The 25,498-nt window shown below is 63.4% G+C and carries 25 protein-coding genes; 10 read left to right on the top strand and 15 right to left on the bottom strand.

All coding sequences use genetic code 11. The features are described from left to right. Positions 1–30: 30 nt before the first annotated feature. From Pan44_RS07835 to Pan44_RS07790, 11 genes are all read right to left on the bottom strand, one after another. Entirely contained in the window at positions 31–411 is a 381-nt protein-coding gene (locus tag Pan44_RS07835) for a four helix bundle protein (protein WP_197453927.1), read from the bottom strand. 60 nt (positions 412–471) lie between these two features. After that, positions 472–2,028, bottom strand: a complete 1,557-nt coding sequence (gene atpA, locus Pan44_RS07830; protein WP_145028900.1) for a F0F1 ATP synthase subunit alpha — start codon at positions 2,026–2,028, stop codon at positions 472–474. Then, positions 1,979–2,620, bottom strand: a complete 642-nt coding sequence (gene atpH / locus Pan44_RS07825) for an ATP synthase F1 subunit delta (protein ID WP_145028898.1) — start codon at positions 2,618–2,620, stop codon at positions 1,979–1,981. Before atpH ends, atpA begins: the two co-directional genes overlap by 50 nt. A 149-nt stretch (positions 2,621–2,769) precedes the next feature. Next, on the bottom strand, positions 2,770–3,408 hold the full coding sequence (atpF, locus tag Pan44_RS07820) for a F0F1 ATP synthase subunit B (protein ID WP_145028896.1): 639 nt from the start codon (positions 3,406–3,408) through the stop codon (positions 2,770–2,772). Between the two features lie 49 nt (positions 3,409–3,457). Next, positions 3,458–3,766 carry an ATP synthase F0 subunit C gene (atpE, locus tag Pan44_RS07815; RefSeq protein WP_231754252.1) on the bottom strand — a complete coding sequence of 103 codons (309 nt, stop codon included), beginning with the start codon at positions 3,764–3,766 and terminating at the stop codon, positions 3,458–3,460. An 86-nt stretch (positions 3,767–3,852) separates the two neighbouring features. Then, positions 3,853–4,791, bottom strand: a complete 939-nt coding sequence (atpB, locus tag Pan44_RS07810) for a F0F1 ATP synthase subunit A (protein ID WP_145028894.1) — start codon at positions 4,789–4,791, stop codon at positions 3,853–3,855. 19 nt (positions 4,792–4,810) lie between these two features. Then, on the bottom strand, positions 4,811–5,056 hold the full coding sequence (locus Pan44_RS07805) for a hypothetical protein (protein WP_145028892.1): 246 nt from the start codon (positions 5,054–5,056) through the stop codon (positions 4,811–4,813). A gap of 194 nt (positions 5,057–5,250) precedes the next feature. Then, positions 5,251–5,490: an AtpZ/AtpI family protein gene (locus Pan44_RS28220; RefSeq protein WP_390620641.1), complete on the bottom strand. Its 240-nt coding sequence runs from the start codon at positions 5,488–5,490 to the stop codon at positions 5,251–5,253. Between the two features lie 333 nt (positions 5,491–5,823). Next, positions 5,824–6,375 (bottom strand): RNA polymerase sigma factor, encoded by a 552-nt coding sequence (locus tag Pan44_RS07800; protein WP_145028890.1) that lies wholly within the window; start codon positions 6,373–6,375, stop codon positions 5,824–5,826. A gap of 341 nt (positions 6,376–6,716) precedes the next feature. Further along, positions 6,717–7,031, bottom strand: a complete 315-nt coding sequence (locus Pan44_RS07795; protein ID WP_145028888.1) for a hypothetical protein — start codon at positions 7,029–7,031, stop codon at positions 6,717–6,719. 702 nt (positions 7,032–7,733) lie between these two features. Next, positions 7,734–9,134 (bottom strand): 3-keto-disaccharide hydrolase, encoded by a 1,401-nt coding sequence (locus Pan44_RS07790; protein WP_145028886.1) that lies wholly within the window; start codon positions 9,132–9,134, stop codon positions 7,734–7,736. A gap of 136 nt (positions 9,135–9,270) precedes the next feature. Between Pan44_RS07790 and queA the strand changes: the two genes are divergently transcribed. From queA to Pan44_RS07760, 6 genes are all read left to right on the top strand, one after another. Continuing rightward, positions 9,271–10,335: a tRNA preQ1(34) S-adenosylmethionine ribosyltransferase-isomerase QueA gene (queA, locus tag Pan44_RS07785; protein WP_145028884.1), complete on the top strand. Its 1,065-nt coding sequence runs from the start codon at positions 9,271–9,273 to the stop codon at positions 10,333–10,335. A 416-nt stretch (positions 10,336–10,751) separates the two neighbouring features. Further along, positions 10,752–10,985 carry a Trm112 family protein gene (locus Pan44_RS07780; protein WP_390620640.1) on the top strand — a complete coding sequence of 78 codons (234 nt, stop codon included), beginning with the start codon at positions 10,752–10,754 and terminating at the stop codon, positions 10,983–10,985. A 22-nt stretch (positions 10,986–11,007) separates the two neighbouring features. After that, positions 11,008–11,790, top strand: a complete 783-nt coding sequence (locus Pan44_RS07775) for a class I SAM-dependent methyltransferase (RefSeq protein ID WP_145028880.1) — start codon at positions 11,008–11,010, stop codon at positions 11,788–11,790. A gap of 547 nt (positions 11,791–12,337) precedes the next feature. Then, the gene (locus Pan44_RS07770; RefSeq protein WP_145028878.1) at positions 12,338–13,432 is read left to right on the top strand and encodes a DUF1573 domain-containing protein; all 1,095 of its coding nucleotides are present in this window, start codon (positions 12,338–12,340) and stop codon (positions 13,430–13,432) included. A 156-nt stretch (positions 13,433–13,588) separates the two neighbouring features. Beyond that, a complete protein-coding gene (gene panB, locus Pan44_RS07765; protein ID WP_145028876.1) occupies positions 13,589–14,404 on the top strand; it encodes a 3-methyl-2-oxobutanoate hydroxymethyltransferase in 816 nt (271 codons plus the stop codon). 41 nt (positions 14,405–14,445) lie between these two features. Further along, positions 14,446–14,748 (top strand): hypothetical protein, encoded by a 303-nt coding sequence (locus tag Pan44_RS07760; protein ID WP_145028874.1) that lies wholly within the window; start codon positions 14,446–14,448, stop codon positions 14,746–14,748. A gap of 3 nt (positions 14,749–14,751) precedes the next feature. Here Pan44_RS07760 and Pan44_RS07755 read toward each other — a convergent pair whose 3' ends face one another. Beyond that, positions 14,752–16,161, bottom strand: coding sequence for a tetratricopeptide repeat protein (locus Pan44_RS07755; RefSeq protein WP_145028872.1), 1,410 nt, complete (start codon positions 16,159–16,161; stop codon positions 14,752–14,754). Between the two features lie 224 nt (positions 16,162–16,385). Here Pan44_RS07755 and Pan44_RS07750 point away from each other — a divergent pair, with 224 nt between their 5' ends. Then, positions 16,386–17,789, top strand: a complete 1,404-nt coding sequence (locus Pan44_RS07750; RefSeq protein ID WP_145028870.1) for a sensor histidine kinase — start codon at positions 16,386–16,388, stop codon at positions 17,787–17,789. 9 nt (positions 17,790–17,798) lie between these two features. Next, a complete protein-coding gene (locus tag Pan44_RS07745) occupies positions 17,799–19,202 on the top strand; it encodes a sigma-54-dependent transcriptional regulator (protein ID WP_145028868.1) in 1,404 nt (467 codons plus the stop codon). Between the two features lie 35 nt (positions 19,203–19,237). On the opposite strand, the gene Pan44_RS07740 is transcribed toward Pan44_RS07745, so the two are convergent. The 3 genes from Pan44_RS07740 to trhA all read right to left on the bottom strand — a co-directional run bounded on the left by Pan44_RS07740 (position 19,238) and on the right by trhA (position 23,763). Beyond that, positions 19,238–21,274: a TVP38/TMEM64 family protein gene (locus tag Pan44_RS07740; protein WP_145028866.1), complete on the bottom strand. Its 2,037-nt coding sequence runs from the start codon at positions 21,272–21,274 to the stop codon at positions 19,238–19,240. A gap of 464 nt (positions 21,275–21,738) precedes the next feature. Next, positions 21,739–22,767 (bottom strand): DUF1559 domain-containing protein, encoded by a 1,029-nt coding sequence (locus tag Pan44_RS07735; RefSeq protein ID WP_231754250.1) that lies wholly within the window; start codon positions 22,765–22,767, stop codon positions 21,739–21,741. A gap of 303 nt (positions 22,768–23,070) precedes the next feature. Then, complete coding sequence (gene trhA, locus Pan44_RS07730) at positions 23,071–23,763, bottom strand: PAQR family membrane homeostasis protein TrhA (protein ID WP_145028862.1); 693 nt, start codon at positions 23,761–23,763, stop codon at positions 23,071–23,073. A 253-nt stretch (positions 23,764–24,016) separates the two neighbouring features. Between trhA and Pan44_RS07725 the strand changes: the two genes are divergently transcribed. Next, positions 24,017–24,727 (top strand): 3-keto-disaccharide hydrolase, encoded by a 711-nt coding sequence (locus Pan44_RS07725; RefSeq protein WP_145028860.1) that lies wholly within the window; start codon positions 24,017–24,019, stop codon positions 24,725–24,727. A 57-nt stretch (positions 24,728–24,784) separates the two neighbouring features. Continuing rightward, entirely contained in the window at positions 24,785–25,474 is a 690-nt protein-coding gene (locus tag Pan44_RS07720) for an HAD family hydrolase (RefSeq protein WP_145028858.1), read from the top strand. Positions 25,475–25,498 lie beyond the last annotated feature (24 nt).

Raw genomic sequence — 25,498 nt, 5'->3', positions numbered from 1 at the left:
CCAGAGGCCAGAGGCCAGACGTCAGTGAGGTTACTCGAAATGTCGTGGTTGTTCTGATGCTTCCAAGCTTCGTATCAGCCCGGCTGTCATGCGCCGGACTTCTTCGATCTGACTGAAGACATCTTCACTGTCGCCTTCATTCACATCACCCGAATTGAGTGCAATCTGGATTTGCGTTTCCATCTCGGCGAGAGATCCCGCCGCGATGGAAAGGTGATTGACATACGCCAGCTTTGATCGCCGTGCATTTCCTTCTGCGATGTTTGAAGGGACTGAAACCGCCCCTCGCCGCAACTGGCTCGACAACCCAAATCGCTCCCGATCCGGAAAACGATCCGTAATGCGGTAACAACCGGTCACCAGCGTCATCGCCTTCTGCCAGACCAGAAGGTCGCGATGACTCTTAGTCACATCCGAGGCTCCACAGGGGAAATTACTGACCTCTGACGTCTGGCCTCTATCCTCTCAAATTCACTTCGCAGCAGCGGCGGCCGGCTTGGCGACGGGGGCGTCCACGCCCTCGGCCTTGAACCGCTTCTTGAACTCTTCGAGCGCCGCCTTCAGCTTCTCTTCGGTGTCGGCCGACAGCTCTTTCGAGTTGGTGATCGCCGTCCGGATCTCCGCCTTCTCTTCGCGGATGAACTGCAGCAGTTCCTTCTCGGCACGGGCCACCTGCGGCACCGGGACGTGGTCGAAACCTCCCTTGGTGCCGGCGTAGATCGAAATGACCTGGTCGGCGACCGACATCGGCTGGTACTGGGGCTGCTTCAGCAGTTCGACCATGCGGCGACCGCGATCGAGCTGCAGCTGCGTGGCCTTGTCGAGTTCAGTTCCCAGCTGGGCGAAGGCTTCCAGCTCGCGGAACGCGGCCAGATCGAGCCGCAGCGAACCGGCGATCTTCTTCATGGCCTTCGTCTGGGCGTTGCCACCCACGCGGGAGACCGAGATACCGACGTTGATGGCCGGACGGATACCGGCGAAGAACAGGCTCGGCTCGAGGTAGATCTGGCCGTCCGTGATCGAAATCACGTTCGTCGGAATGTACGCCGACACTTCGCCTTCGAGTGTCTCGATGATCGGCAGGGCCGTCATCGAGCCGCCCCCCTTCTCGTCGCTGAGCTTGGCAGCCCGCTCGAGGAGACGGCTGTGGCAGTAGAACACGTCGCCGGGGTACGCCTCGCGTCCGGGCGGTCGCCGCATCAGCAGCGACAGCTGGCGGTAAGCCTGGGCCTGCTTCGTCAAGTCGTCATAGACGACGAGGGTGTGCTTGCCCTGGTACATGAAGTGTTCGGCGAGGGCAGCACCGGCGTAGGGGCCGATGTACTGCAGCGGGGCCGGGTCGGACGCGGTGGCGGAGACGACGATCGTGTAGTCCATGGCGCCAGCGGCACGCAGAGCTTCCACGACGGCATTCACGTTCGCCGCACGCTGGCCGCAGGCGACGTAGACGCAAATGACGTCTCCGCCCTTCTGGTTGATGATCGTATCGACGGCGACGGCCGACTTGCCCGTCTTCCGGTCGCCGATGATCAGCTGGCGCTGTCCGCGGCCCACCGGGGTCATGGCGTCGATCGCCTTGATACCCGACTGGAGCGGCTCCGTGACTGGCTTACGCTCGGCCACGCCGGGAGCCATGAACTCGACCGGCCGCGTGATGCTGGAGACGATCGGACCTTTTCCGTCGAGCGGGTTTCCGAGCGGATCGACGACTCGGCCGATCATCGCTTCGCCGACGGGAATCGACAGCAGGGCGCCGGTCGTCTTGACTTCATCGCCTTCCTGGATGGTGAGGTAGTCACCCAGGATGATGATGCCGACGGAGCCTTCTTCGAGGTTGAAGCACAGGCCGCGCGTGCCGTTCTTGAACTCGACCATTTCGCCCGCCATGGCGGAGGAGAGGCCGACCGCGCGCGCGATGCCGTCACCGACTTCGATGACACGGCCGACTTCGGCCGTCTGCATCTGCCCTTTGAAATCTTCAATTTCCTTCTGCAGAACTGAAGCGATTTCGTCCGCTTTGAATTTCATTGAGATACCTCTCTCGCAGGCGGTTGCGCAGGACGCCGATCCGCGTGCGCAGCGAACTGTCGTAAACGGTGTCGCCGATTCGGATGATGACTCCACCGAGCAGGGTCGGATCCACGCTCGAGCGGACAATGGGTTCAAAATTCATCTGGGACCGCAAGCGGTCCGTGATCTCAGTCAGCTGGGCCTCGGTGAGCGGCAATGCGCTTCTCACCTCGACCCGCTTCTGATTCGTCCGCCGCTCATGCTCTGCACGGACCTCTTCCGCGATGTACGGAATCAGGTCGAGCCGCTCATGGCGGGCCAGGACTTTCAGGAAGTTGCCGAAGAACTGCGAGGCGCGGGGCACAACCGTCCGGTCCAGCAGCGCGGCCTTTTCATCGGCCCCGACTGCCCGCGATGACAGCAATTCCTCGAACGCCGGATTCCTCGAGAGCACGTCGACCCGGAACGAGTCGAGTTCCTCCACCGGATTCTGTTCCCCGGCGCCGGCGGCCGCATCGAGATAGGCGACGGCATACACGCGCGCCACGGCCTTGGAGCTGGGGTCTTCCAGCACATGGGCGGGGCGAGTCGGAAGTTCAGTCGCGTTCATCGAACTGCCACTAGTGACGTACGGGCCGCGACTCGGTGAGCCGCGGAACCTGGGCCATCCTGTCGTCCCGTGCTTTCGGGAAACTCCCTCGAGCGCCAGGCGACAACTCAAGGCAGCACTGGCCAAGCCAGAGCCACCCTGTCAATTCTTCAGTTGGGCGAGACCTGCGAGAGCGCTTCACGAATGAAGCGACTCTGGTCATCGCCCGTCACGCTGCGACCAACGACATGCTCGGTCGCTGCGGCGACCTGGTCAGCCATCTTGTCGAACAGCTCGTGGAGAGCCTGGTCCCTGGCGAGATTGATATCCGCCACGGCCCGGTTCTTGATGGCCGTCGCTTCGGTCGTGGCCGAGGCGATGATGTCGTTCTTCGTATGTTCGGCGTCGCGGCGGGCTTCGGCGAGAATCGCCTTCACCTCTTCATGCACGGAATCGAGCTTCGCCTGGTGCTGCTGCAGCATCGCGGCCGAGTCGATCCGGGCCTTCTCCGCGTCGGCAATCGCGCGGCGGATTCCCGCTTCGCGCTCCTCGAGAGCCGACGAGATCTTCGGCCAGGCCTTGGTGTACAGGGCCCCGAACAGCAGGATGAACACGATGAACGAAAAAACCGCCAGGTCTGCCTTCCACTCGGAAGGGTCCATCGTGACCGGGGAGACGTTCTCTCCCAGGTGCCCGCCATGCCCATGATCGCCGGCCGCGTGGCCGTGCGCCTCATCGGCAGCGCGAACATTCCCGGCCATTCCCACGCTCAACGTGAAGGCCATTACAAGCATCGAAAGCCAGCGCATGCTGTCAGTTCCTTCGATTCCGAAAACCGAACAACGACGAACGTTCAAATTACTTCGCGAACGGGTTCTGCTGCATGCAGACGAACACTGCAAACAGGGTGAAACCTTCGATCAGAGCCGCCGCAACGATCAGGGCGGTAAAGAGCTGACCGGCGACTTCCGGCTGACGGGCCATGCTCTCGAAAGCAGCAGCGGCCAGCTTGCCGATGCCCATCGCGGCGCCGATGACGACCAGGCCAGCACCGATGGCGCCGGAGAAGGTGATCAGGGGAGCCGCAGCAGCTTCCTGGGCGAAAGCCGGGGAGGCGATGAGCGACAGACCGAAAACCATCACGAGTGTGCGAATCGCAGCGTTCACTTCAAATCTCCTCGAGGTTGAGAAAAATCAGCTTGTGGAAAGGGAAGGAAACCGTCCGGCCGCCTGGCCGACGCAGTCCCCGCGAGTCAGTGAGCGTGTGACGCCATGTTGATGAACAGGGCGGACAGGAACGTAAACACAAAAGCCTGCAGGAAGGCGACGCCGAGTTCCAGCACGCTGAGTGCAGTGGCGGCCAACGTCGCAACCACGGCGGTCGTTGCATAGATATGGGAAGCCGCGCCGGCGGCGGAGGCGATCATCGCCAGGATCGCGACGAGCACCAGGTGGCCCGCCACGATGTTCGCCAGGAGACGCACGCCGAGAACGGCGTGCTTCACCAGGAGGCCAATGGCCTCGATGATCAGCAGCATGAACTGGATGACGTACTTCAGCGGGGCCAGCCACCACGGCATGTCGATGTGTGGCACCATGTTCAGCCACATGCCCGCGGGGCCGAACTCTTTCGTCCCGGCGATCAGGCTCGTCGCGAACACCACCAGCGCCAGGGCCGAGGTGACGCCGAAAGCCGCCGTCGGCGACCCCAGCCAGGGGATCATGCCGAACAGATTGAGCGTCAGGATGAAGAAGAACAGCGTCCCGAGGATCGGCACGAAGTGGTCGGCATGGTGATGGATCGCCTTGCGGGCGATGCCGTCACGAATGAAGACCACGAAGGTTTCCATCAGGTTGGCGAAACGCCCTTTCGGTGGCTCCTTGGAGCTCACGCGGTCGGCGAATCGGGTAAAGACGAAGTACAGCAGGATCGCGGCAGCCACCTCGAGAATCATGTACTTGGAGATCGCGAAGCCGCTCTCCTTCTCGTACAGGTTCTTGAGGGTTCCGAACGGCTGCGGGATCAGGATCTTGCCGGTCAGGGCGTGATTCCATTCTCCCACGGTCGCATCAGGGTGAGCCTTGCGCAGGAACTCGGGCACTTCGAGAACCGAGTCGTAGTGGCGCGGCCACAGAAACTTCGGTACTTCGAAGAAGTACGAGTCTTTGATGTGGAGAACTGGATCGGCCATTGGTTTCAGTGGGCGAGGTTTATCGCCAGAACCGGATGTTCCATGAACTTTTGGCAACCCACACGGCGAGAATCGTCTCGGCCGTCAGACTCACCAGAAAATACGCCACGATGCGCCCGGGAAACTGGTTCCCGGCCAGCCAGGGGATCTGCGACCCCAAGGCCATTGCCATTAATGGGAGACCGGTGCGGAAAACCATCCCACCGAACACCCCAGCAATGGCTCGACCCTCCAGCGCACCGAGGAAGGTGACGCCCAGGGCCATTCCACTCGACAGCCAACACACGACAGCGGCCAATCCCGCGACCACCGCCTCCTCTGAACCGAAGGCTCCGAGGACGAATTGTGCGTCAATCACCCACGTGGCCGCGAGGACTCCACTCAGCCCGACCACGGACTGAATCACTCGCCGCCACAACCCCGCGGGAGGCTGCCTGCCCGCCGGGAACCCTTTGTCCGTCACGGAAGCTTCCGCCCTGAAGAGGACCTGGAGCTCTGCAACGACTTGCGACCCTGCTTCGAGAACACACCCCTGGTGGCCTGAACAAAGTGCAGGATTCCGGAGGTGAGCCCCAGAATCAGGCCAATGAGGGCGAAGTATCGCGTCCCGAACCGGTCGTCTATCCACAACCCGATCAAACCCGGCACAATCGTGCTGAATATACGACTGAGCCACAGGCTGGCGTCGGCGAACTCCATTCCCTCGCGTCGAGGCTCATCGGGACGAGCAGGGTCGCCCTCTGGCTGCGGCGCGGGTTGCTCCGACATTTGAGGCATCTCCGGCAATCGCTTGGATGACCCCAGTTGCCTGTTCCCAACCCCCTCAACGAACCTTTCGAAGTCGTCAGGGACAGGGAGACGCGGGAGTCTAAGGCTACGTTCATAGAGTGTCAAAGAACCGTCGAAAGCACTTCTCGAAATTCCTGTTTGTGGCATTCAAACGCGCCGCCCGCGGGAAGCCCCAACGCAAAGAACCCGGCGGATGCGAATGATCGCACCCCCGGGCTCTTCCGATCAGCGAAATTCTACCGGTCAGGCAGGCTGAAACTCTCCCAGCACGGCCTTCAGACGTCCGCGAGCGGTGTGCAGCCGACGCTTGATCGTTCCGACGGGGCTGTCGTACCGCACCGACAGCTCCTTCAGCGACCGACCCTCGAAGTAGAAGGCGATCAGCGTGTCACGATCGAGCGGCTTCAGGCTCGACAACCCCTTCCGCAACTCATGCGCATCCTCCCGTCGCAGCATGTGCGAAACGGGCTGATCCGGCGAGTTCCGGTAGGTGTCAAAGGCATCGGGAGGCTGCATCGTTTCCGGAGGGCGCCGAGTCGCCCGGTTGATCGACAGCCGCACAGCGATCCGCTTCAGCCAACCGACGAACCGCTCGGGCTCGCGGAGCTGGTCGAGCTTGCGGTAGGCCCGCAGGAACACATCCTGCGTGACTTCCGAGGCCTCGGCACTGTTCCGCAGCCGGCGAACGATGACTCCATACACGCTCGGCTGAAACTCCCTCACGAGTTCACCGAACGCCTCCCGGCTTCCGGCCTGGGCGGCCTGAACCAGGGTGATGATCCTGTTGTCTTCCATTGAGAATCTCCTCCGCCTGTCCCGGGCGGGAAGTGATGTCTTGTGTGACGAGCAGCCTCGTGAACGGCGGGGCCGCGGGTCTTCCGGAACAAGGTCAGGTTCCGGAGCAAGTCAGGGTTCCAGAACGCAGGGGCCGCGTTTGACGTCGGTCCATGCGCGATTCACCGACCGGGACGGGGAGGAACCGCTTTCCTGGGGAGGAACGCCCCGGACACAGGAGTGTCCGGGGGAATTCGAGAGGAAAGTGAACCGAACCCGTTTCGCTGAATACAAAGAGGGCTGAACCCCTTCGCTTCAGCGACCGGCGGCGTCGAACTGCTTTGGTGTCCGCGAGTTGCGCTTTAGAGCGCTCTGGCGATCACCAGGGCCGCCCAGGCGGCGGCAGGCAGTTCGAACGCGGCGCTGGCTTGCCAGCGCGAACTGGAACATTCGGTCGGGCGCTGATACCGCATGCGCGATACCGGTACCGGCATGGCACATGGCGGCGATACCGCCGCCGCGGCTGCGGGCGCAAAAGACCGATGGGACAGAAGTCGTTTCCCAAGACGGTGCTTAAGGCCGCGATCACCACGCACGGCGACGCCGACGTTCGTTCCGACCGTAATGCCGGAAATGACGTTCGTGTTCGTACCGTTGATCGTGATGACAGCGTCCATCTCGCACCTCCAGAGTGATCGTGCAGACCACCCGAGTTTGTGGACTGCGGTGATGCAGTCCGGGATTTGAAACGGCCTCGATCGGCCGTCAGGTCACTCGTGGCTTTTCACCCGCCACGCGGACAGCCTGCGCTCGCAGGCCTCTCCGAGGAAACTCAATAAGACCAGGGTGACTCAGATTCGCCAGGAGTATGGCAGCCGGAGCCGCGGCTGCATTGCTTGCCCGCCTTCTGATGACGAACTCGGACAACACTCCCACGTACGCGTACCGACGCGAGTTCTTACGAGCCGGTTCGCATGTTTTCGGCAGAAATCCGAGAAATGGCAAGATTCGATTCACATTTGACGGGTGTGGGCCATCGCCCTGCTGTTGCAACTCGTGTTCACATCAAGAGATATTGCGAAGCATGACGCCACGTCGGCGAGCTGGATTTTTTGCGATCGGTGGGAAAACTCGGATTGAAAGACGAGAACGACTGACGCCTTTCGGCATTCCACTCCCCCACAGAACCTGGGTCTCCCCCAAGAAACGCTGCCTGGGGCCGACATGCGGATGCCTGTTACCCCTGCTTCCCGATAGTCCTGCCCTTCGACTTCGAGACAATCACCGAGCGGACGCCCGGCGGCCGCATTCTCACAGACGTGTTTCGACGCTCGCAGCGGGGGCGAGCTGACGCGAGTTCACTGTAATACCCTGCCCTCCTAAGGCAGATTCCCGATCCGCGCTTTGCGGAACGACACGTCGGTCGTCGGGTCATGACCCTGCAGGCTGAGATGCCCCGGTTCGAGACGGAGCCCCTTGCGCGGATTCGGATCGGCGGGCCGCTCGTCCTTCCAGTTCACCACGGGATAGCCGTTCACCCAGGTCGCGAACTGCGGCCCCGAGGCCACCAGCGTGATCGTCGCCCACTGGAAATCATCTGACGCGACGACCCGGGCGGTCGCACGCCGGAAGATCGCGCCGGTCCCCTGCTGCGTCTTGTCCGGCTTCGTGCGGTCACCCTCCTGCATCATGTTGTTCACCTGCACTTCGTAACCGTTCGACTGTGCGGTAGGGCTGCCCGGCTCGGCCCGGAAGAAGAAGCCGCTGTTGAGGTCCCTGGCGTGGGTGGCCGCGTCGATCTGGAAGACGAAATCTCCGTACGGCTTCTCGGTCTCGAGGAAGCCGGGGCCGCCAGTCACGTGGACAGCGTCTTCCTGCCACTTGAACTCGGCCACCGACTTTGGCTTCGCCGGCGGCGGGACGGCCCGCCAGCCAGAGAGATCGACTCCATTCATCAGCGGCTGGAGGTTCAGCGGCTTCAGCCGCACGTTCCGGAACTGGATCTTGCCGCTGTTTTTCTGGAGGCCGATCAGGCCGCTGCGGCGAATGGTCGGCGCTTCGTCGAGGTAGCTGATGACTTCCTTGCCATCCAGTTTCACGTCGAAGCGGTTTCCCTCCACGACGACATCGAACGTCTTCCAGCCCCCTGATCCCTTGATCGGCTCGGCCGTCTGCTTTCGTCCGACGAAGCTTCCCGTCACGTAACCCTCGGGCTGGGTGTCGGCGATGTTCAGCTCGTAACAGTCGGCTTTGACGTCCTTCGGGTCGAACAGCGTTCGTAGGAACACGCCGCTGTTAGCCCCCTCGGCCGCGTTGAATTCACAGTGCAGTTCGTAATCGGCGAACGGAACGCTGGTGAGCAACAGGCCGTTGGAACCGGAGTCGGCCGAGATCGTTCCATCGACGACCGACCAGTTGATGTCTTCACGGTTCGAAGTCCACCCGAACAGCGTCGTGCCATCGAACAGGTTGATCCAGCCCTCGCGAACCTGGTCTTTCGTCAGCGGGGCGACCAGTTTGAGCACGTCTTCCGAGATTTCGTCCCTGGCGGGAGTCGAGGGGACGGCTGCTGCAGGCGTGGCTGCGGACTCCGTTTTCGTCTCGGTCCCTTTTGCGGGCTCCGCCGGTTTGGCAGGGGCCTCGCTGGCGGCCGGCTCCGTCGCGGCGGGTTCGGCGGCGACAGGCGGCTTTGCCTCCGGCGGTTTCGTGGCCGGACATCCGGCACAGAAAATCACCGCCAGTAGGGCGCCGGCGGTCGGAAGGGCAGAAAGTCGCTGCATGGTGGGCCTCAGGAAGGTCGAATGCGATCTGTTCGCACGCCGACGAGAATAGCAGCGCGGGCAGCGAGTCACAGGCAACCGCTAAAGGCCCGGGGATCGGCCGCCACTCGAACGGCGTCGCGATTACACTTCGCGCATGCCGGACCTCGACCGCCTCTCTGCTTACGACTATCCGCTCCCGGAAGATCTCATTGCGCACCTTCCGGCCGATCGCCGCGATGCTTCCCGACTGATGACCCTCGATCGCGACAGCGGAGCGATCGGACACAGAAGGTTCACGGAACTCCCGGATCTCCTGCAACCGGGCGATCTCCTGGTGCTGAACGACACGCGTGTGTTGCCGGCCAAGCTGGTGGGCGTGCGGGAATCGACCGGCGGGCGCTGGGAAGGACTGTTCCTGGGACTCGATGCCGAAGGACGCTGGGACCTGATCGCCAAGACGCGGGGATCGATCCAGCCGGGTGAGACCATCGCCATCGCGGCCGCCGGCGAGCCGGCTCCGCTGCGACTCGAACTGGCGGCGCGCACGCAGACCGGAGGCTGGCGCATGAAGCCGCTCGCGCCGGGAACGCATCTGGAACTACTTGCGCGGTTCGGGCAGATGCCGCTGCCGCCGTATATCGAGCGGGCCGATCCTTCGGAACTCGACAGGGAGCGATACCAGACGACGTATTCCCGGGTTCCCGGAGCGGTGGCCGCCCCGACCGCCGGCCTGCACTTTACCCCTGAAGTCTTCGACCGCTGTGACGCCCGCGGGATTGGACACACCTTCGTCACACTCCATGTCGGGATCGGGACGTTCCGGCCGGTGAGCGTCGAGAACCTGGCCGACCACCAGATGCATTCGGAATGGGGAGCAGTTCCCCAGGATACGGTCGATGCGATCCGGGACACGAAAGAACGCGGGGGACGGGTCATTGCCGTTGGGACGACCAGCGTCCGCACGCTGGAATCCGCGGCCGGAGAGGGAGAGCTCCAGGCGTGGTCGGGGGAGACGAGCATTTTTATCAGGCCTCCGTATGCGTTCCGGGTGATCGATGGACTGGTGACGAACTTCCACCTCCCGAAATCGACGCTGCTGATGCTGGTGAGTGCTCTGGCGGGGCGTGAAGCGATGCTGCGGGCCTATCAGGTGGCGATCGAAGAACGCTACCGGTTCTTCAGTTACGGCGATGCGATGCTGATCACCGGGGCGCCCTGAGCCTGAACGCGGTCGCCGGCCAGATCGGGCCTGGAGCAGCGAGGCGATCAAGGAGGGTGCGATGGTGATGTGTGATGCGTACCAAACGCCCTCTTTCCCCGTGGGCTTCCGGGCCAGGCAAGGCGCAACTCCCGTCGACGGGTCGGTCGGAAGATCGGAACGGCCGGGATTTCGCGTGTGACGTACTGTTCAGGCTGATGATGTTCATGGTTCCTCCATAGTCCCGTGCGGGGTTGCGCGCCTGCGGGGCCGAATGGCACACCCTGACGGCAGGATTGAAGAGGTCGGTCTTCCAAAGTTCCTGCAGGCGAGGATTTTGAATCCGGAGAGGGGCCGGATATGTTGTCTGATGAGCTTCGACCAGCATCCGGTCGAACCGACGCCGTCCCCGACGCTTCTGCATGTCCGTTCAAAACTTGGCGAAAACGCCTCCCCGTCCCCACGCGACCTATCACTTCCCGCAGGATCCGGGGGTTGCGCTCGCCTGCCCGGCCTGCCGGAACGGACTGCTGCGTGAAGACCAGCGCTTCGTCTGCCGTGGTCCGGAATGTCGCCGGGCGTACCTCATCCGGGACGGCATTCCGATCCTGCTGGAATCCGAGTCGACGGTGCTGAGCGTCGACGAGTGGCCGGGCAAGACCGGTCCGTGAGGCTGTGATTTACGGAGGGGCGATGACCACTGCAGCGCGAGTTGGCGTCCTGGCGGCGTATCTGGGCCTGGCGTGGATCGCCCTGCCCGCTTTGGCCGAGGCGCAGGAGGCGGCGGTCGAGGACAGCCCTGCCCGGAAAGTCGCGCCGGCCGGCCGATACACGTCACGGCGGGTCCACGACCCGAACGGCATCGGCAAGTTCTATATGAATCGCGAAATCGCCCGGGTGATGGGTCACCAGGGGATCCAGTGGCTGGAACGTCCGGAACGTGAGGAGGAAGAGCGCCTGACACTGCTGATGGAGGCGCTGAAGCTGAAGCCCGGGATGCAGGTGGCGGATATCGGCGCGGGCTCGGGGGTGATCTCCGTGATGATCGCCGGCCGCATCGGCGACGGAAAAGTGTACGCCGTCGATATTCAGAAGGAGATGCTGGATGCGCTCGAGGAGAAGTGCCGGCTGCAGGGGGTGACGAACGTGACGCCGGTTCTGGGGACGACGCAGTCCCCCCGGCTGGACCCGGAAAGCATCGATCTGGCGGTGATGGTCGACGTGTACCACGAGTTCGATTTCCCCTACGAGATGCTGCAGGAGATCGCGAAGAGCCTGAAACCGGGCGGCCGGGTGGCGTTCGTGGAGTATCGGAAAGAGGACCCAAAGGTTCCGATCAAACTGGTGCACAAGATGTCGGAAGCCCAGGTCCGGAAAGAGGCGGAGCTTCCGGAATTCGGGCTGACCTGGACGGAGACGGCGGGGACTCTTCCGCGTCAGCATGTGGTGATTTTCACCAAGGGCGCAGCGAAGTAGATCGGCGAGCGTGGCGGGGCGCCCCGCGACGTCAGCTGGGGTGGGACAATCTGCCGGGTTCTGGCGGATTGTGAGCAACATTTCGCGCATGCGCGCAGAAACTCTTTTTGAGCAACGAACCAGTTGTGGGGCTGCGGGTCTGGCCACTGTGCGGCCATCCTGACAGCGCAACCACCATAAGTTCCGCGTTTTACCTCCGCGAAATTTCAGGAATGGTTTTCGTCTTAAGCGCGCGACGCAGCCGGCCGGAAGTCGGGTCTATAAATGGTTGTTGCGAACGAGAATCCTGTTGACCAAATGCAACCTGGGGTGCAGTGTGAGGTGGTCACGGAAGTTGTCTCCGCAAGTGGCGGGGCAGCGGCCCGGAAGATGCTGTTCGTATTGCGATCGACGAGCAGCTCCGGAAGGGCTGGACGGAGCCGACTTTGAGAACGTACAATCGCCGCGTTGGGCAAACGAAGAATTGATTTCAGTGATGGTTTGTGGAGAACCAGAAGCTGGAACCGCCCGCGGAATTGTGCTTTTTGCCAATCTGCGAGGTTGAACTATGCGCAAATACCTGCTGACGAGATGCTCGCTGGCCGCATTGAGTGTGGGTGGAATGGCTCTCCCCGCACAGGCTCAGCAGACGACGACAACTTCGGTCATCACGACTCCGGTTCAGACGGGCCCGAAGCTCAGCTGGGCTGAGTCGACCTTCTCTGAACTGTCGATGCAGTTCGGGACGGTTCCGAAGGGCGCGAACGTCGTCAAGACCGTGACGGTCACGAATCCGTTCAAGGAAGATCTGCAGATCACCAACATCGGGACGAGCTGCGGCTGCTTCCAGGCATCGACCCCCAAAAAGCTGCTGAAGACTCACGAGACGACTGTCATCTCGGTCTCGATGAACACGATCAAGTTCTCGGGCGACCGGAATGCCAACCTGGACGTCACCATGACGTTCAACGGTCGCGACTATAAGTCGGTGCGGGTGCCGCTGAAGGGTTTCATCCGCACGGACTTCGAGATCAATCCCCCGGCCGTCAACCTGGCGACCGTCGAGCAGGGCCGCGGAACGACACGCTCGGTGATCCTGCGGACGATGCGTCCCGGCATGAAGGTCACCGGTGTCCGGGCGACGAATCCGCTGGTCAAAGCGGAGGTCCGGGAACGGGCCGGATACGGCGCGTCGGAATTTGAGATCTCCGTGTCGCTCGACTCATCGGCTCCTCTTGGCGAAGTCCGGGATCTGCTGTCGATCCGCACGAACGATCCGTCGACTCCCGAACTGCAGGTGGAAGTGAGCGGCAAGGTGGAGCCTGATCTGGTGATCACTCCGCAGCAGCTGACCCTCGGAAACATGCGTCCGGGCGTGCCGGTCACGAAGAGCATCATCATTCGCGGCCAGCGGCCGTTCGTGATCGAGAAGCTCGAACGGGACACGGAACTCGACGTGTGGAAGAGCAAGTACTCGCGGGATTCGAAGAACCTGCACACGATCAACCTGACGATGACTCCTCCGGACGCCCCGGGGGAATACTCGGAAGTGTTCACCATTTCGATTCCGGGCCGTCCGGAGCCGATCAAGGTGAAGGCGGTTGGCACGATCATCTCTGCGGCGCCGTCGTCGACGGCGACGTCGCAGGCGAAGGTCGACTGATCCGAAGCCGCGCCGGCCGGTCCGGAACCGGCGAGTCGACGCGAACCTGTTTGATTCCAACACCTCTCTCCCTGATCGCGGCTTTCGCCGCGATCAGGGAGTTTTCATTTCCATCCTCTATCTCATTCGGGTTCTCCAGCATCCGGATCCTTCGTCATGAGCGCCGCGTCCCCCGCCACAACATCCCGCGTGACCGTCCCTGATTTCGTGAAGGCCAAGAGCCAGGGGCGGAAGCTCGCCGTGGTGACGGCCTACGACTTCCTGTGGGCCGGCCTGATGGACGCGGCCGGCGTCGACGCCGTGCTGGTGGGCGATTCGCTGGGCATGGTGGTGCAGGGGAAGGAAACGACGCTGCCGGTCACGCTGGACGAGATGATCTACCACGGGGAACTGGTGGCCCGGGCCACGAAGCGGGCGCTTGTCATCGTCGACCTGCCGTTCATGACCTACCAGGTCAGCCCCCGGCAGGCGCTGAAGAGCGCCGGCCGGGTTTTCAAGGAGACCGGGGCCGGCGCGGTGAAGCTGGAAGGGGGCGTCAACCAGAGCCGGGCGATCGAGGCGTTGGCGGCTGCCGACCTGCCGGTCATGGCGCATGTGGGAATGCGGCCGCAATCGGTGCGGCGGATCGGGCGGATGTCGGCGATCCAGCGGAATGAAGACCAGCTGGTGGCCGACGCCCGGGCGGCGGAAGCGGCGGGGGCGTTTTCGATCGTTCTCGAACTGATTCCCCGCGGGATCGCGAAGCGGATCTCGGCGGAGGTGAAGATTCCGACCATCGGCATCGGCGCGGGTCCCGAGTGTGACGGGCAGGTGCTCGTGACGCCGGACATGCTGGGACTCACCGAGGGGTTCTCGCCGCGGTTTCTCAAGCGTTATGCGAACCTCGCCGAGACTGTCCGGACCGCGGTGGGGCAGTATGTGCAGGAGGTTCGCAGCGGAGAGTTTCCGACGGCGGCCAACAGCCACGAGTGAGCATTGCGGCCCTCGTCCCCAGGCTGTGCTACTCTTTTCGAATGCGCACGCCGCCCCCCAATCGACCGCCGGACAACATCTGGTTCCGGCTGTTGATCCCGGCCGGGTTCCTGTTCTGCGCGACCTGCCTGTCGTGGGTGATGACGACATTCGACCGGTCGGGCGCGCCGGTCGTGCGGTGGATCAACCAATACGCGATCTGGGCGATTGGCGTGGAGACCGTCGCCATCGTGATGCTCGCCGTCGTTGCGATGACGGTGGACGGACGGCAGTCGCGGCCAACAAAAAACGCCTTGCCGGATCCCGAAGGTCCCGGCAAGGCGGAGTGGAATCAACCTGCGTAGAGCTCAGTTCCTGGCAGGGACTTCGTTCGACACCTGGCGGACGGCGCCGGCCGCGGGGTCGAGCTCGGCGGCGATCGCCATGTCGGCATCGGCCTGGGCGGCATTGCCTTCCGCGCGTGCCTTCTCAGCCCGAAGTTTGTAGGCCTGAGCGACCTGCGAGTCGCGGCGTTTCGCGGTGGTGTAGTCTTCGATGGCGAAGTCGAGGTTGCCCTTCTTGAAGTTGGCGTCGCCGCGAATGGAGACGGCGAGGGCAGAGACTCCCTTGGCGAGGGCGGCATTGCACTGGGCGATGGCCTCGTCCGGATTGCCCATCTGCAGCAGCGTGGCGGCGCAGCCACAGTGTGCCTCGACGTTGCCGGGCGACACCTTGAGAGCGGTCTGGAAGTCGGCGAGGGCGGGCTTCAGGTCGCCCGACGAGAGGAGGTGGCGTCCGCGGGCGATCCAGACGGAAGGTTGCCTGGGATTCTGCTGCGCCTGCTGCGTGAGCTTCACGAGTTGTGCGACCCACTTCGCCCGGTCGCGGTCCGCCTGGGCTTCGGTGGCCTTGCCGGTGAGTTCGTAGGCTTCGGCACGGGCCGACAGATAAGTCACGTTGCCCGGAACCAGCTTGATCACTTCCGAGAAATCGGCGACGGCCTTGTCGCCCTGCTTCGACTTGAGATAGGCCTGACCGCGGTTATTCCAGGCGTTGACGTACTTCGGGTTGAGCTCGATGGCCTTGGTGAATACGGCCACCGACTCCTCGACGCGATCCATCTGCATCAGGGCGTAGCCCTTGTTGTTGTAGGCGTCGACATACTTCGCGTCGATCTTCAGTGCCTCGTCGAAGTCCTTGATGCCGGCTTCGAACTCCTTGAGGGCGACGCGTGCGAGGCCGCGGTTGTTGTGGGCCTGCGAGAAGTTGCCGTCGAGCCCGATGGCGTCGCTGAAATCCTGCATGGCCTGCTGGTAGGCCTGCTGTGTGAGGTAGAAGTAGCCGCGGGTGTTGCGGAAGCGGGCGTTGTCGGGGGCGAGGAGAATCGCCTTCGTCATGTCGGAGATGGCCTGCGTCGTAAGCTTCGATTCGGCCATGATGGCCGCGCGCTTGACATAGGCTTCGGTAGCCTTGGGATCGAGCTGGATCACCCGCGAGAGGATCTGCTGTGCCTGCCGGAGCTGGCCCTTGGCCATCAGGGCATCGGCCAGCTGCTCGGCCTGCTTGGGATTGAGCGTGACGTTCTTGCGACCCTGGGCGTCGGTTTCGACCTTGATTGCGTCGTCGGTCTTCGCGGGCGTCTGGGCGGCGGCGACCGCGGCGGGCTGCTGCTGGAAGTCGGGCTTCTGCTCGGCGACCGGGGTTTCCTGCTGACCGCAACTCCACAGGCCGCACAGACCCAGAAGGCAGATCGAACGAGACAGTTTGAGACGTGTCATGGAGATTCCCTTCCCTGGGACACCCGCAAGGGCCTGCGTCGCTGCGGAATCCGCCCGCACCCCGCGCGCAACACCCTTGTGGGGGCCGGCTTTTATGCCGGTCGGCTGGAGAGGGTCAATGGCGGTTTCAGGGCGGCAGGAGCTGTCGAATGGCTGGCCCGGGGCGTAAGATCGTGGTTTGCGCGTCCCGCTGATGGCGGCGCATCACCTGTGTGTGATTCCAGATGCGACAACCACTTCGCAGGCAGCTCTTCCTCCCTTTCGGCATCCTCGTGGTCGGGGCGACCGTGGCTGTCGCCGTCGTGACCGCGGCGGTCAGTGCCCGGACGCGGCAGGCTGATGCCATTCAGCGCCTGGAGCGGGTGGTGGAGACGCTGCGGGCGTCGCAGTTTCCTTTCACACCGGCGGTGCTGGCGCAAATGCACGGGCTGTCGGATGCGCAGTTCGTCGTCCGCGAACCGGATGGGAGCGTCCGGGCCACGACGCTCGATCCCGTTCCGACGGAGCTGGGTTCGGGCCGATTTTCAGCGAATGAAGTCGTGGATCGGCTGACGCTGGCTCCCAGTGTGCAGGTGGGTGACGTGGCGTATTACGCGGCCGAGTTGCCGCTGACTACCGGCATCGAACGTGGAACCCTGCTGGTGCTGTTGCCGGTTCGGGCGCTGAGGCGACTTGGCTGGAGTGCGGCGTGGCCGCCACTTGCCGCGGGAGCCATTGCCTCACTGGCCGTGCTGCTGATGGCGCGTTCGATCGCAGGCCGTTTCACGCGTCGGCTGGACGCGATCGGGGGACAGGTGATGCAGATTGCGGCCGGGTCGGCCGACCGGCTGGTGCTGGAGGGGCCCGATGATGAACTCCGGAAGCTGGCGACCGCGGTGAACACGGTTTCGGACCAGCTCCGTCAGCAGGAAAGGACGGTCCGGCAGACGGAACGGATGCGTCTCGTCGCCCAGCTTTCCAGCGGACTGGCCCACCAGCTTCGGAATGCGGCCAGCGGGGCGAGGCTGGCGGTGCAGCTCGTGCAGCGACGGCATCCGGATGTGGCGGTGCGCGAACTGGACGTCGCGCTGACTCAATTGAAACTGATCGAGGACCACATCAAGCGGTTGCTGGCGGTCGGTCCGGAACGGGGAACGACACTTCGTCCCGGCTCGATCGAGGACCTGTTCCGGTCGGTGGAGGACCTCGTCACTCCGATGGCGCGTCACTCGGGCGTGGCGCTGGAGTTCGACGCCCACGGAGCGGATTCGCGCTGGGTGCCTGATCTCGAGGGAGTACGGGCTGGCCTTCTGAATGTGGTGATGAACGGGATGGAAGCGGCCGGACGCGGCGGGACGGTTTCGGTGGAAGCGGCGGCTGTCGAAGGCGGGGCGCTGGAAATCAGGGTCTCTGATTCGGGGCCGGGACCGAATCCGGACATCGCCGAGCGGATTTTCGAACCGTTTGTGACGTCGAAGCCGGAAGGAGTCGGACTGGGACTGGCGTATGTCCGGCGAACGATCGAGCAGCTGGGCGGGAAGGTTTCGTGGCGGCGCGAGGGGGAGCGGACACGATTCACGCTTGTTGTTCCGGAGACGGAACCTGTCGCATCCGGTACAACGAAAGGGGTCTCGGCAAGCTGCCGATGAAAGGTGAGGATGATGCAAATTGTGATCGTCGACGATGAGCCCTCCATCTGCTGGGCTCTGGGCGAGTTGCTCGAAGAAGAGGGCTATACCGCGACGGCAGTTGGTTCGGCGGAAGAAGCGCTGGAGCTTTCGACGACCGATGACCTGCGACTGATCCTCCTTGATGTGCGGCTGCCGGGGATCGACGGCATTTCGGCGATGCCGCTGCTCCGGGAGCGATTCGGTCCCGTGCCGATCGTCGTGATGACGGCGTTCGGGGATCTTTCGACAGCCGTGCGGGCGGTCGAGTCGGGTGCGACGGACTACCTGTGCAAGCCGTTGAATGCGGATGACGTGACGTCGCTGCTGGGCCGGCTGCTGTTGAAGGAGCGGTCTGAGCCGCGAGCAGCGACGCCCCGCCGGTCGGTGGCGCCGGAGGGGACGCTGGTAGGCCAGTCGCCGGCGATGCAGAAGGTGTTCAAGAAGGTCGCGCTCGCCGCGGCGACCGATGTGCCAGTGCTGATCACGGGCGAAAGCGGAACGGGGAAAGAATTGATCGCACGGGCGATCCACCAGCATGGGAGCCGGCGGGCACAGCCGTTTGTGCCCGTGTGCCTGCCGGCGCTGAATCCGGGGCTGGTCGAAGCGGAACTGTTCGGACACGAGCGGGGGACGTTCACCGGCGCGGACGCGAACCGGATCGGACTCCTTGAAGCGGCGTCAGGCGGGTCGATGTTTCTCGACGAGATCGGGGACACGCCGCTGGAACTGCAGGTGAAGCTGCTGCGAACGATCGAGTACCACGAGGTGACGCCCGTGGGCGGGGTGCGTCCCAGGCAGGTCGACTTCCGGGTGATCGCCGCGACCAATCAGCCGCTGGAGAGGCTCGTGCAACAGGGACGGTTTCGGGCGGACCTGTTCTACCGGCTGAACGTGTTCGTGATCGAGGCTCCGGCTCTGCGGGACCGGCGGGAGGACATTCCGCTCCTGTGCGACCATTTCCTCGCGGGAATCGAATGCGGGCGAAGCTCGGTGGTCAGTGACGAAGCGATGGAGGAACTACTGAAGCGGCCGTGGAATGGAAATGTGCGCGAGTTCCGGAATGCCATCGAGCATGCGGCTGTGCTGGCCCGGGGGGGCCTGATTGCGGCGGAGCATCTGCCAGCGCCGTCGGAGGCGAGGCCTGACACGGGCGACGTCGGTCGACTGTCGCGATGCATCGTCGACTGGACCGACGAAGCGTTTCCCGAGGACATCGACGCGAGCGACGCGGAGCTGGCCGATCTCTACAGCCGGTTCCTGTCGACCGTTGAAAAGCCGCTTCTCGAGGCGACGCTGGAGAAGTGCGGCGGAAACCAGACGGCGGCGGCGACGATCCTGGGGATTCACCGCTCGACGCTGAGACAGAAGCTGCGCGAAGCGGGGCTGAAGTAAGCCGCGGGTCGTCGGCGGGAACTGACTCCGGCCGGTTACGTCCGCTCGATGATCCAGTGGCCGACGAGGGCATGCCGCTCGTAGGACATCAGGTAGAGGTGGACCCAGTTGGGGTATTTGACGTCGCGGTGGACGATCGGTCCTTCGATGCCCATCGAGTGGGGATCGAGGAAGCGGCCTTCTTCATCGACGAACATTGCGAAGTAGGGGGATCGATTGGGCGCCGACCGGGCGAGCTCGGGGTAGTCCTGGAAGATCGGCGGGACGGCGAGGCCCATCGGCATATACCGGCCGCGCGGGTATTCCTCGATCGGGGCGGCGGGGAGGAGATCCCACTGGAAGCCGCTGACGATCAGGCGACACTTCTTGCCGTTCCTGGAGTTTGCGAAGACCAGTTCGATTTCGGATCGCGGTTCGCGGTCGGCGCAGCTGACGATCTGGCGGGTCAGGGCCTTTTCGAACTTCTCGATGCGGTTCAGCTGATGACCCTGGAGTCGATCGGCCCGGTAGCGTCCCGGAGCGACGAACGCGGCGAAACGGACATCCGTCGACTCGGTGTAGTCTTTCCAGAACCGTACGTTTTCGCCCATCGTCAGGCGTCGACGTCGGGCCTGCTCTCCAGCGGCGAAGACGAGCTCATTCGAGTCGTGTACGCAGCGGGATTCCGCTTCGCGCGACACGGTCCTGAGGTCTTCGAGCTTGACCTGCTGGCCGTCGGCGACGGACTGGTGCTCGAGATAGTAGAAGTGCTTCCAGTACGACAGGCCGGTGTTGTGCTCGAACAGGCGTTTGTAATGTCCGAGCGGGAAGCTGAACCAGCCCTGGTAGTAGAGCGTCTTTTCACCCCGTTCGTGGGTGTAGAGCATGACTTCCCAGAGACCGGCATGGAGCGAGTTCTTGACGAGTTCGGCGGAGTAGAGGAGTTGCTTTTCGAATCCGTCACCGCCGGTGACTTCGAGATAGGGAGACGTCGAGCCGCCAAACCGCACCTGCTGGCGGGCGAACTGCCGGCTGGCCAGGGCGATCCGCTCCAGGGCCGACTTCCCTTTGACCCATTCCGGAAGGTTGGGAGTCAGCAGGCTGCAATCGACGTTCTTGAAGACAATTCGGGCAATGTGGGAATGACGCGGCTCGAAGGCGAAATCGAAATGGGTGTCGTCGCGTTTGACGAGAGTGAGGGCGCGCCCCTGGTACTTGCCGTGATGAATGCTGCGTGACGACGGGTCTTCGGGATAGTCGGCGTTTGTGAGTTCCTGGACGGCGATCGTCATGGAATCGGCTGCCCGGTAGCGAATGACCACCCGGGCGACGATGGCTCCGAGGACGACCGTCGCGAAGATGCAGCCGGAGATGATCAGCCGACGACGGGGGACACCGATCGACATCCGCACGATGACGGGGAGGACGCCGAGGATCGTCAGCAGCGCGGCGGTGAAGGGGGAGAGGAGTTCGCCGGGAGACTCGACGGTTCCCGCTGCATCACCGGCGCTCGCCAGAAGGAAAATGCCGGGAAGGGAGCCGACGAGCGTCACCCAGGCGTGGGTGACGAGCGGCATGGTCGAGACGCCCATCAACACGTTGACGACGGCCGACGGGATGAAGGGGGTCATCCTGAGGGCGAAAAGGTCGTAGGGACCGTGCTTCTCGAGGCGTCGATTGAGCGCTTCGGTTTTCTCAGGAAGGTGGATGGCGAACGGCGGACCGATGAGCCGCCGGCTGAGGAGCATGGACAGCGAGCAGCCGATGGTGGCCGCCAGAGCCATGATTCCCATTCCCATCCAGCGCCCGAAGACGACGCCGGCGAGAACGGTGAGCAGGGAAGCGACCGGGACGGCGGCGAGGTGAACGGCAGTCGCGATGCCGGCGAGGATTCCGGCGGCCGCCATGGGCTTGGCGGCGGCATACAGCTGGAGATCTCCCAGCCGCTGGCGGATGGCGTCGATGGAGAGGAGCTGCCAGGCGGCGACCCAGGCAAGTGCGACGAGGGCGGCCGTCGAATAGACCATCCATCCGGCCGCACGACCATTGGTCGTCGGTCTGTCGGATGCAGCGGAGGCGGAGGGTTTCGCCACGGCGTTCCCGTACGCCGCCCTGGACGTCCCTTCGTGGAGGAAGAGCGCCGTCCCTGGCGACTGGTCTGAATGTCGACGAAATGTCGTGAAAGACACGACTGCGGACGATGGGTGCTTCGGTCGGAACCGACCGAAGGCTTCCTCGCCCCGGACCCCGCGGGAGATTCCTCCCCGGATTCCTGGCAGGCGCTGGCCTTTGCCGAGTGACAAAGACGAGCGTCCGCTTCATTGCTTCGGCAGGCGGGGCCGTCAGCCGCAATCGGAACGACAATCGCGGTGGCGAGTGGTGCGGGCTTTTCGCTGTGATCCCTCACGAACGGCATGGCCGGAGAAGCTTTCCAGTGGCGAAAACTGCTGGTGGTCGACTGCAGCGTGAAGCTGGGTAATTCAACGCGAAAGGCCCTGCCGGGCGGGGGAGCACGGCAGGGCCTTCGTAAATCTGCTTCGATCCGAACTCGAGCGTGTCAGAACTCGCCGATCGGCTGTCCGTCGGCCCGGTCGCAGAGCTGGCGGACGATGTTGCGGTCGAGGTTTTCCGAGAGGAAGCGGACGGAACCGTCGCCGAGGGTGGCGTGAACGCCGCCGGTATGCGAGCTGAACGGCTCATCGTTCGGTCCGCAGTTGTTGGTGGTCCACAGGCAGGTCGGAGGTCCGCCCTTGGGATTGGAGTTGTTGTTCAGGATTTTCGTTTCGCCGCTGCCGAGGTTGGGCGGTCCAGAGACGCCGTTTCCGGTGTCGCCGTCGGCCCAGCGGTTCGGGCAGCGAAGGCCGGTTCCGCAGTTGTCGATCAGGTTGAATCCTGCCGGCGGCAGGTACTTGCCGGTGAGGTTTGCGGGACGACCGGCGTCTTCGATGATGCAGATGCTGTTGCTGAGTCCGTCCGTCGCGTCGCGGAAGCCCGCATCGCCGGAGCCGCCAAGCATTCCCGGCTTATCGTCGCCGCGAACCGTGGACGTCATCGGGTTCCGGAGTCCGGTCGTGGGGGAGAGGTCGACATAGACGACGGGCATGTAGTCGGTCTGGCCGTAGTTGCCGCCCGACTGGGTTCCCGCGCTTCCGGTCGGAGCCTGTCCGCCGCTCTTCGTGAAGTTTCCATTGCTGGGGCAGAGATACACCTCGAGGTGCGTCTGGGCCATCAGGTGGTTCTTCGAATTCGGGTAGGACGCAGGATCGGCGTTATAGGGAAGGTTCATGTCCCACTGGTTGGCGACCGGGGCCTGGTCGATGTAGGGGAGCATCGCGGTGAATGTGGACACCGGGAAGAACGAGCGGGTGAAGTTCCTGTAGTCGGAGAACTCGCCCGAACTGGGGACGCGGCTGTAGGTCGATTCGTAATTGTGGATCGCCAGGCCCATCTGCTTCATGTTGTTTTTGCACTGCGTGCGGCGAGCGGCCTCGCGGGCCTGCTGGACAGCCGGCAGCAGGAGTGCGATCAGGATTGCGATGATGGCGATGACGACAAGCAATTCAATCAGAGTGAAAGCACGGCGCACGATCCGCATTGGCACAGGAACACAACCTGGCATTTTGAGAGTCCTCGAGAAAAGAAAAACCCGCTCGCCTATCTGGAGATGGCCCCCAGCCTGTTCGGCGTTGGGGCGGGATTCTCGGGACGATGTGTGAAGACTTCAGATGCGATGCGTGAAATTCACGCGAAGAGCGGTCGCGGTTCGGACGGCCATCGGCCTTCGACGGAAAGCAGAGTTTGAGAACGCTTTCCGGAACAGGGGCGGGTCGACGTCACTGACCTTTCCGGGTTGGAAGGTCCGCCCCTAAGTGACTCGCTGCAAACGCTTTCAGCGGTTCGCCAGCGTAGCCGCCAGGTCCTGGTGCCGGGCGACAAACTCCAGCAGGAAGAGGTAATGAAAGCCGGTTCCCGCCACGGTGCTGAGATGCCAGGCCGGGTGATACCAGCTGCGGCGGTGGTCGTTCGCGAGGAACCAGAAGCCGCCGGTATAGGCCGCGGCGCCGGCGAGGACGAGGATCAGTCCATGCCAGCTTCCGACTTCATAAATGCGGGTGATGGTGAGCGCAGGGAGCCAGCCGAGCGGCAGGAAGAGGGCGATCGGGAACGTCTGCGACCGGCTGCGCATGCGGATCACGACGCCGGTGATGGCGAGGCCCCACATCGCGATGAGGACGCCATAGCCATAGACGCTTCGGAGATGGGTGAGGGCGAAGGGGGTGAAGCAGGCTGCCATGAAGACAAAAATGCAGACCTGGTCCAGCATCCTGTAGAACTCCCGGTACGGTCCGACGGCGAAGCTGTGTGACAGCGTCGACGCGGCGTAAAGGGCGATCATCGCGATGACGTAGATCGAGCATCCCCAGAGACGACCGGCATCGGGCGTGGCCCAGACAGTTCCGATCATGACGACGCCCGCAACCAGGCTGAGCATCAGCCCAAGGGCGTGAGTCCACTGATTGGCCTTCTCGGGCTGCCAGGCGCTCGGGAGGGAGAGGGCGTGGGAACGGATCGAACGAATCATACGAAGGTCAATCGGGCGCAGTGGCGGCAGTGGGGCCGGAATCTAGGCGAGGACTGCGATCGTCCCAAGAGGAATCAAGAGGAATGTTTCAGGTCGCCGGTGCTGGCCGTCCAGCACGGGTTCACGCTGGCGGAATCTGCGCGTCCCGGCGATCACAGGGGCAGGATGGCAGGCCTCGCGGTAGACTGGCCTGCGAGGGGCGGAGGTGTTTTTCCGCCGCGATACCGGATGACCCGTCAAACACAGGTGTGGGATGACCCGCTTTTCCGTCAGCGTCGCAATCATCTGCTGTCTGGCCGCTGCTGTCGACCTCCCGGCCGAGGAGAAAGCCGCTCCGGCGCCCAAACCGGCCGAAACGGGCGAATCGCTGTTCGACGGCAAGACGCTGGGGGGATGGAAGCAGGCAGACCACTACAAGCCCGGCCCGATCGAAGTCAAAAACGGCTCGCTGCTGATCCAGCGGGGCGAAGGGAAGATGTCGGGGATCGTGTGGAAGGGGAAGGAGCTTCCCAAGGTCGATTACGAAATGACCTTCGAGGCGCAGCGGGTCGATGGGAGCGATTTCTTCGTCGGTCTGACGTTCCCGATCCAGGAATCACCCTGCACGCTGATCATCGGCGGCTGGGGTGGGGGGCTGACCGGCTTTTCGTCGATCGACGGCTCGGATGCCTCGGAGAACGAAACCACGGGCTACCTGCCGGTGGAGAACGGGAAGTGGTACAAGGTGCGGATGCGGGTGACGGGGCAGCGAGTCGACGCCTGGGTCGATGACAAGTTCCTGGCGGGATTCGACCATCGCGACCGGAAAGTCGACGTGCGTCTCGAGGTCGAAGCGAACCGCCCGTTCGGATTCGCGACGTACCAGACTGTCGCCGCTCTGAAAAACATCCGGATTCGCGAACTGACGGCTGCCGAAAAGGCGCAGGCGCTGACGGAAGCCGACAAGGCGCTGCAGGAAAAATAGTGGCCTGCGGAGCGCAGCCATGAATGACTTTTTCGACCGGCGTCCTATGCTCCCCGCATGAGCCCACCCGACGTCGAAAAGCCCAGTCCCAGGATCCGCGCGGTCGTCTTCGATTTCGACGGCCTGATGGTGAATACTGAAGAAGTCTTCCAGCTCAGCGGCACCGAGCTGTTGCGGCGGCGCGGCAAGGAGCCGACGCCGGCAGTCTTTCGCGGCATGATGGGCCGGCGGTCGCACGAAGCGCTGGCCTTCCTGATCGAGGTGATGAGGCTCGATGACACGGTCGAGCAGCTCCAGACGGAGTCGATGGAGATCTTCTATGCGATGCTCGATGACATCCTGCAGCCGATGCCCGGGCTGTTCGAGCTTCTGGCGGCGATCGAACGCCGCGGCCTGCCAAAGGCGGTCGCGACGTCCTCCGAGCGTTCTTACCTCGAGAACCTGCTGGGACGTCTCGATCTTCTGAACCGGTTCGACGCGCTGCTGACGGCGGAAGACGTCACGCATGGGAAACCGCATCCGGAGATCTACCTGACGGCGGCCCAGCGGCTGGGAGTGCAGCCGGCCGAGATGCTCGTTCTGGAAGACAGCGAGATGGGGACGAAAGCGGGCGCGGCGGCCGGCGCACACATCATCTCCGTCCCGCACGAACATAGCGCTCACTTCACGTTCCACGAGGCCAAGGGGGTCGCGACGAGCCTGATCGACCCGATGATTCTGCGACTCGTGGAGGGAACGCCCGCCTGACCAGATGTGGCTGTGAGGATGGGG

Source organism: Caulifigura coniformis, assembly GCF_007745175.1.
GTDB classification, from domain to species: Bacteria; Planctomycetota; Planctomycetia; order Planctomycetales; family Planctomycetaceae; genus Caulifigura; species Caulifigura coniformis.
The sequence above is the reverse complement of the archived record's forward strand: the minus strand, read 5'-3'. Positions and strand labels throughout refer to the sequence as shown.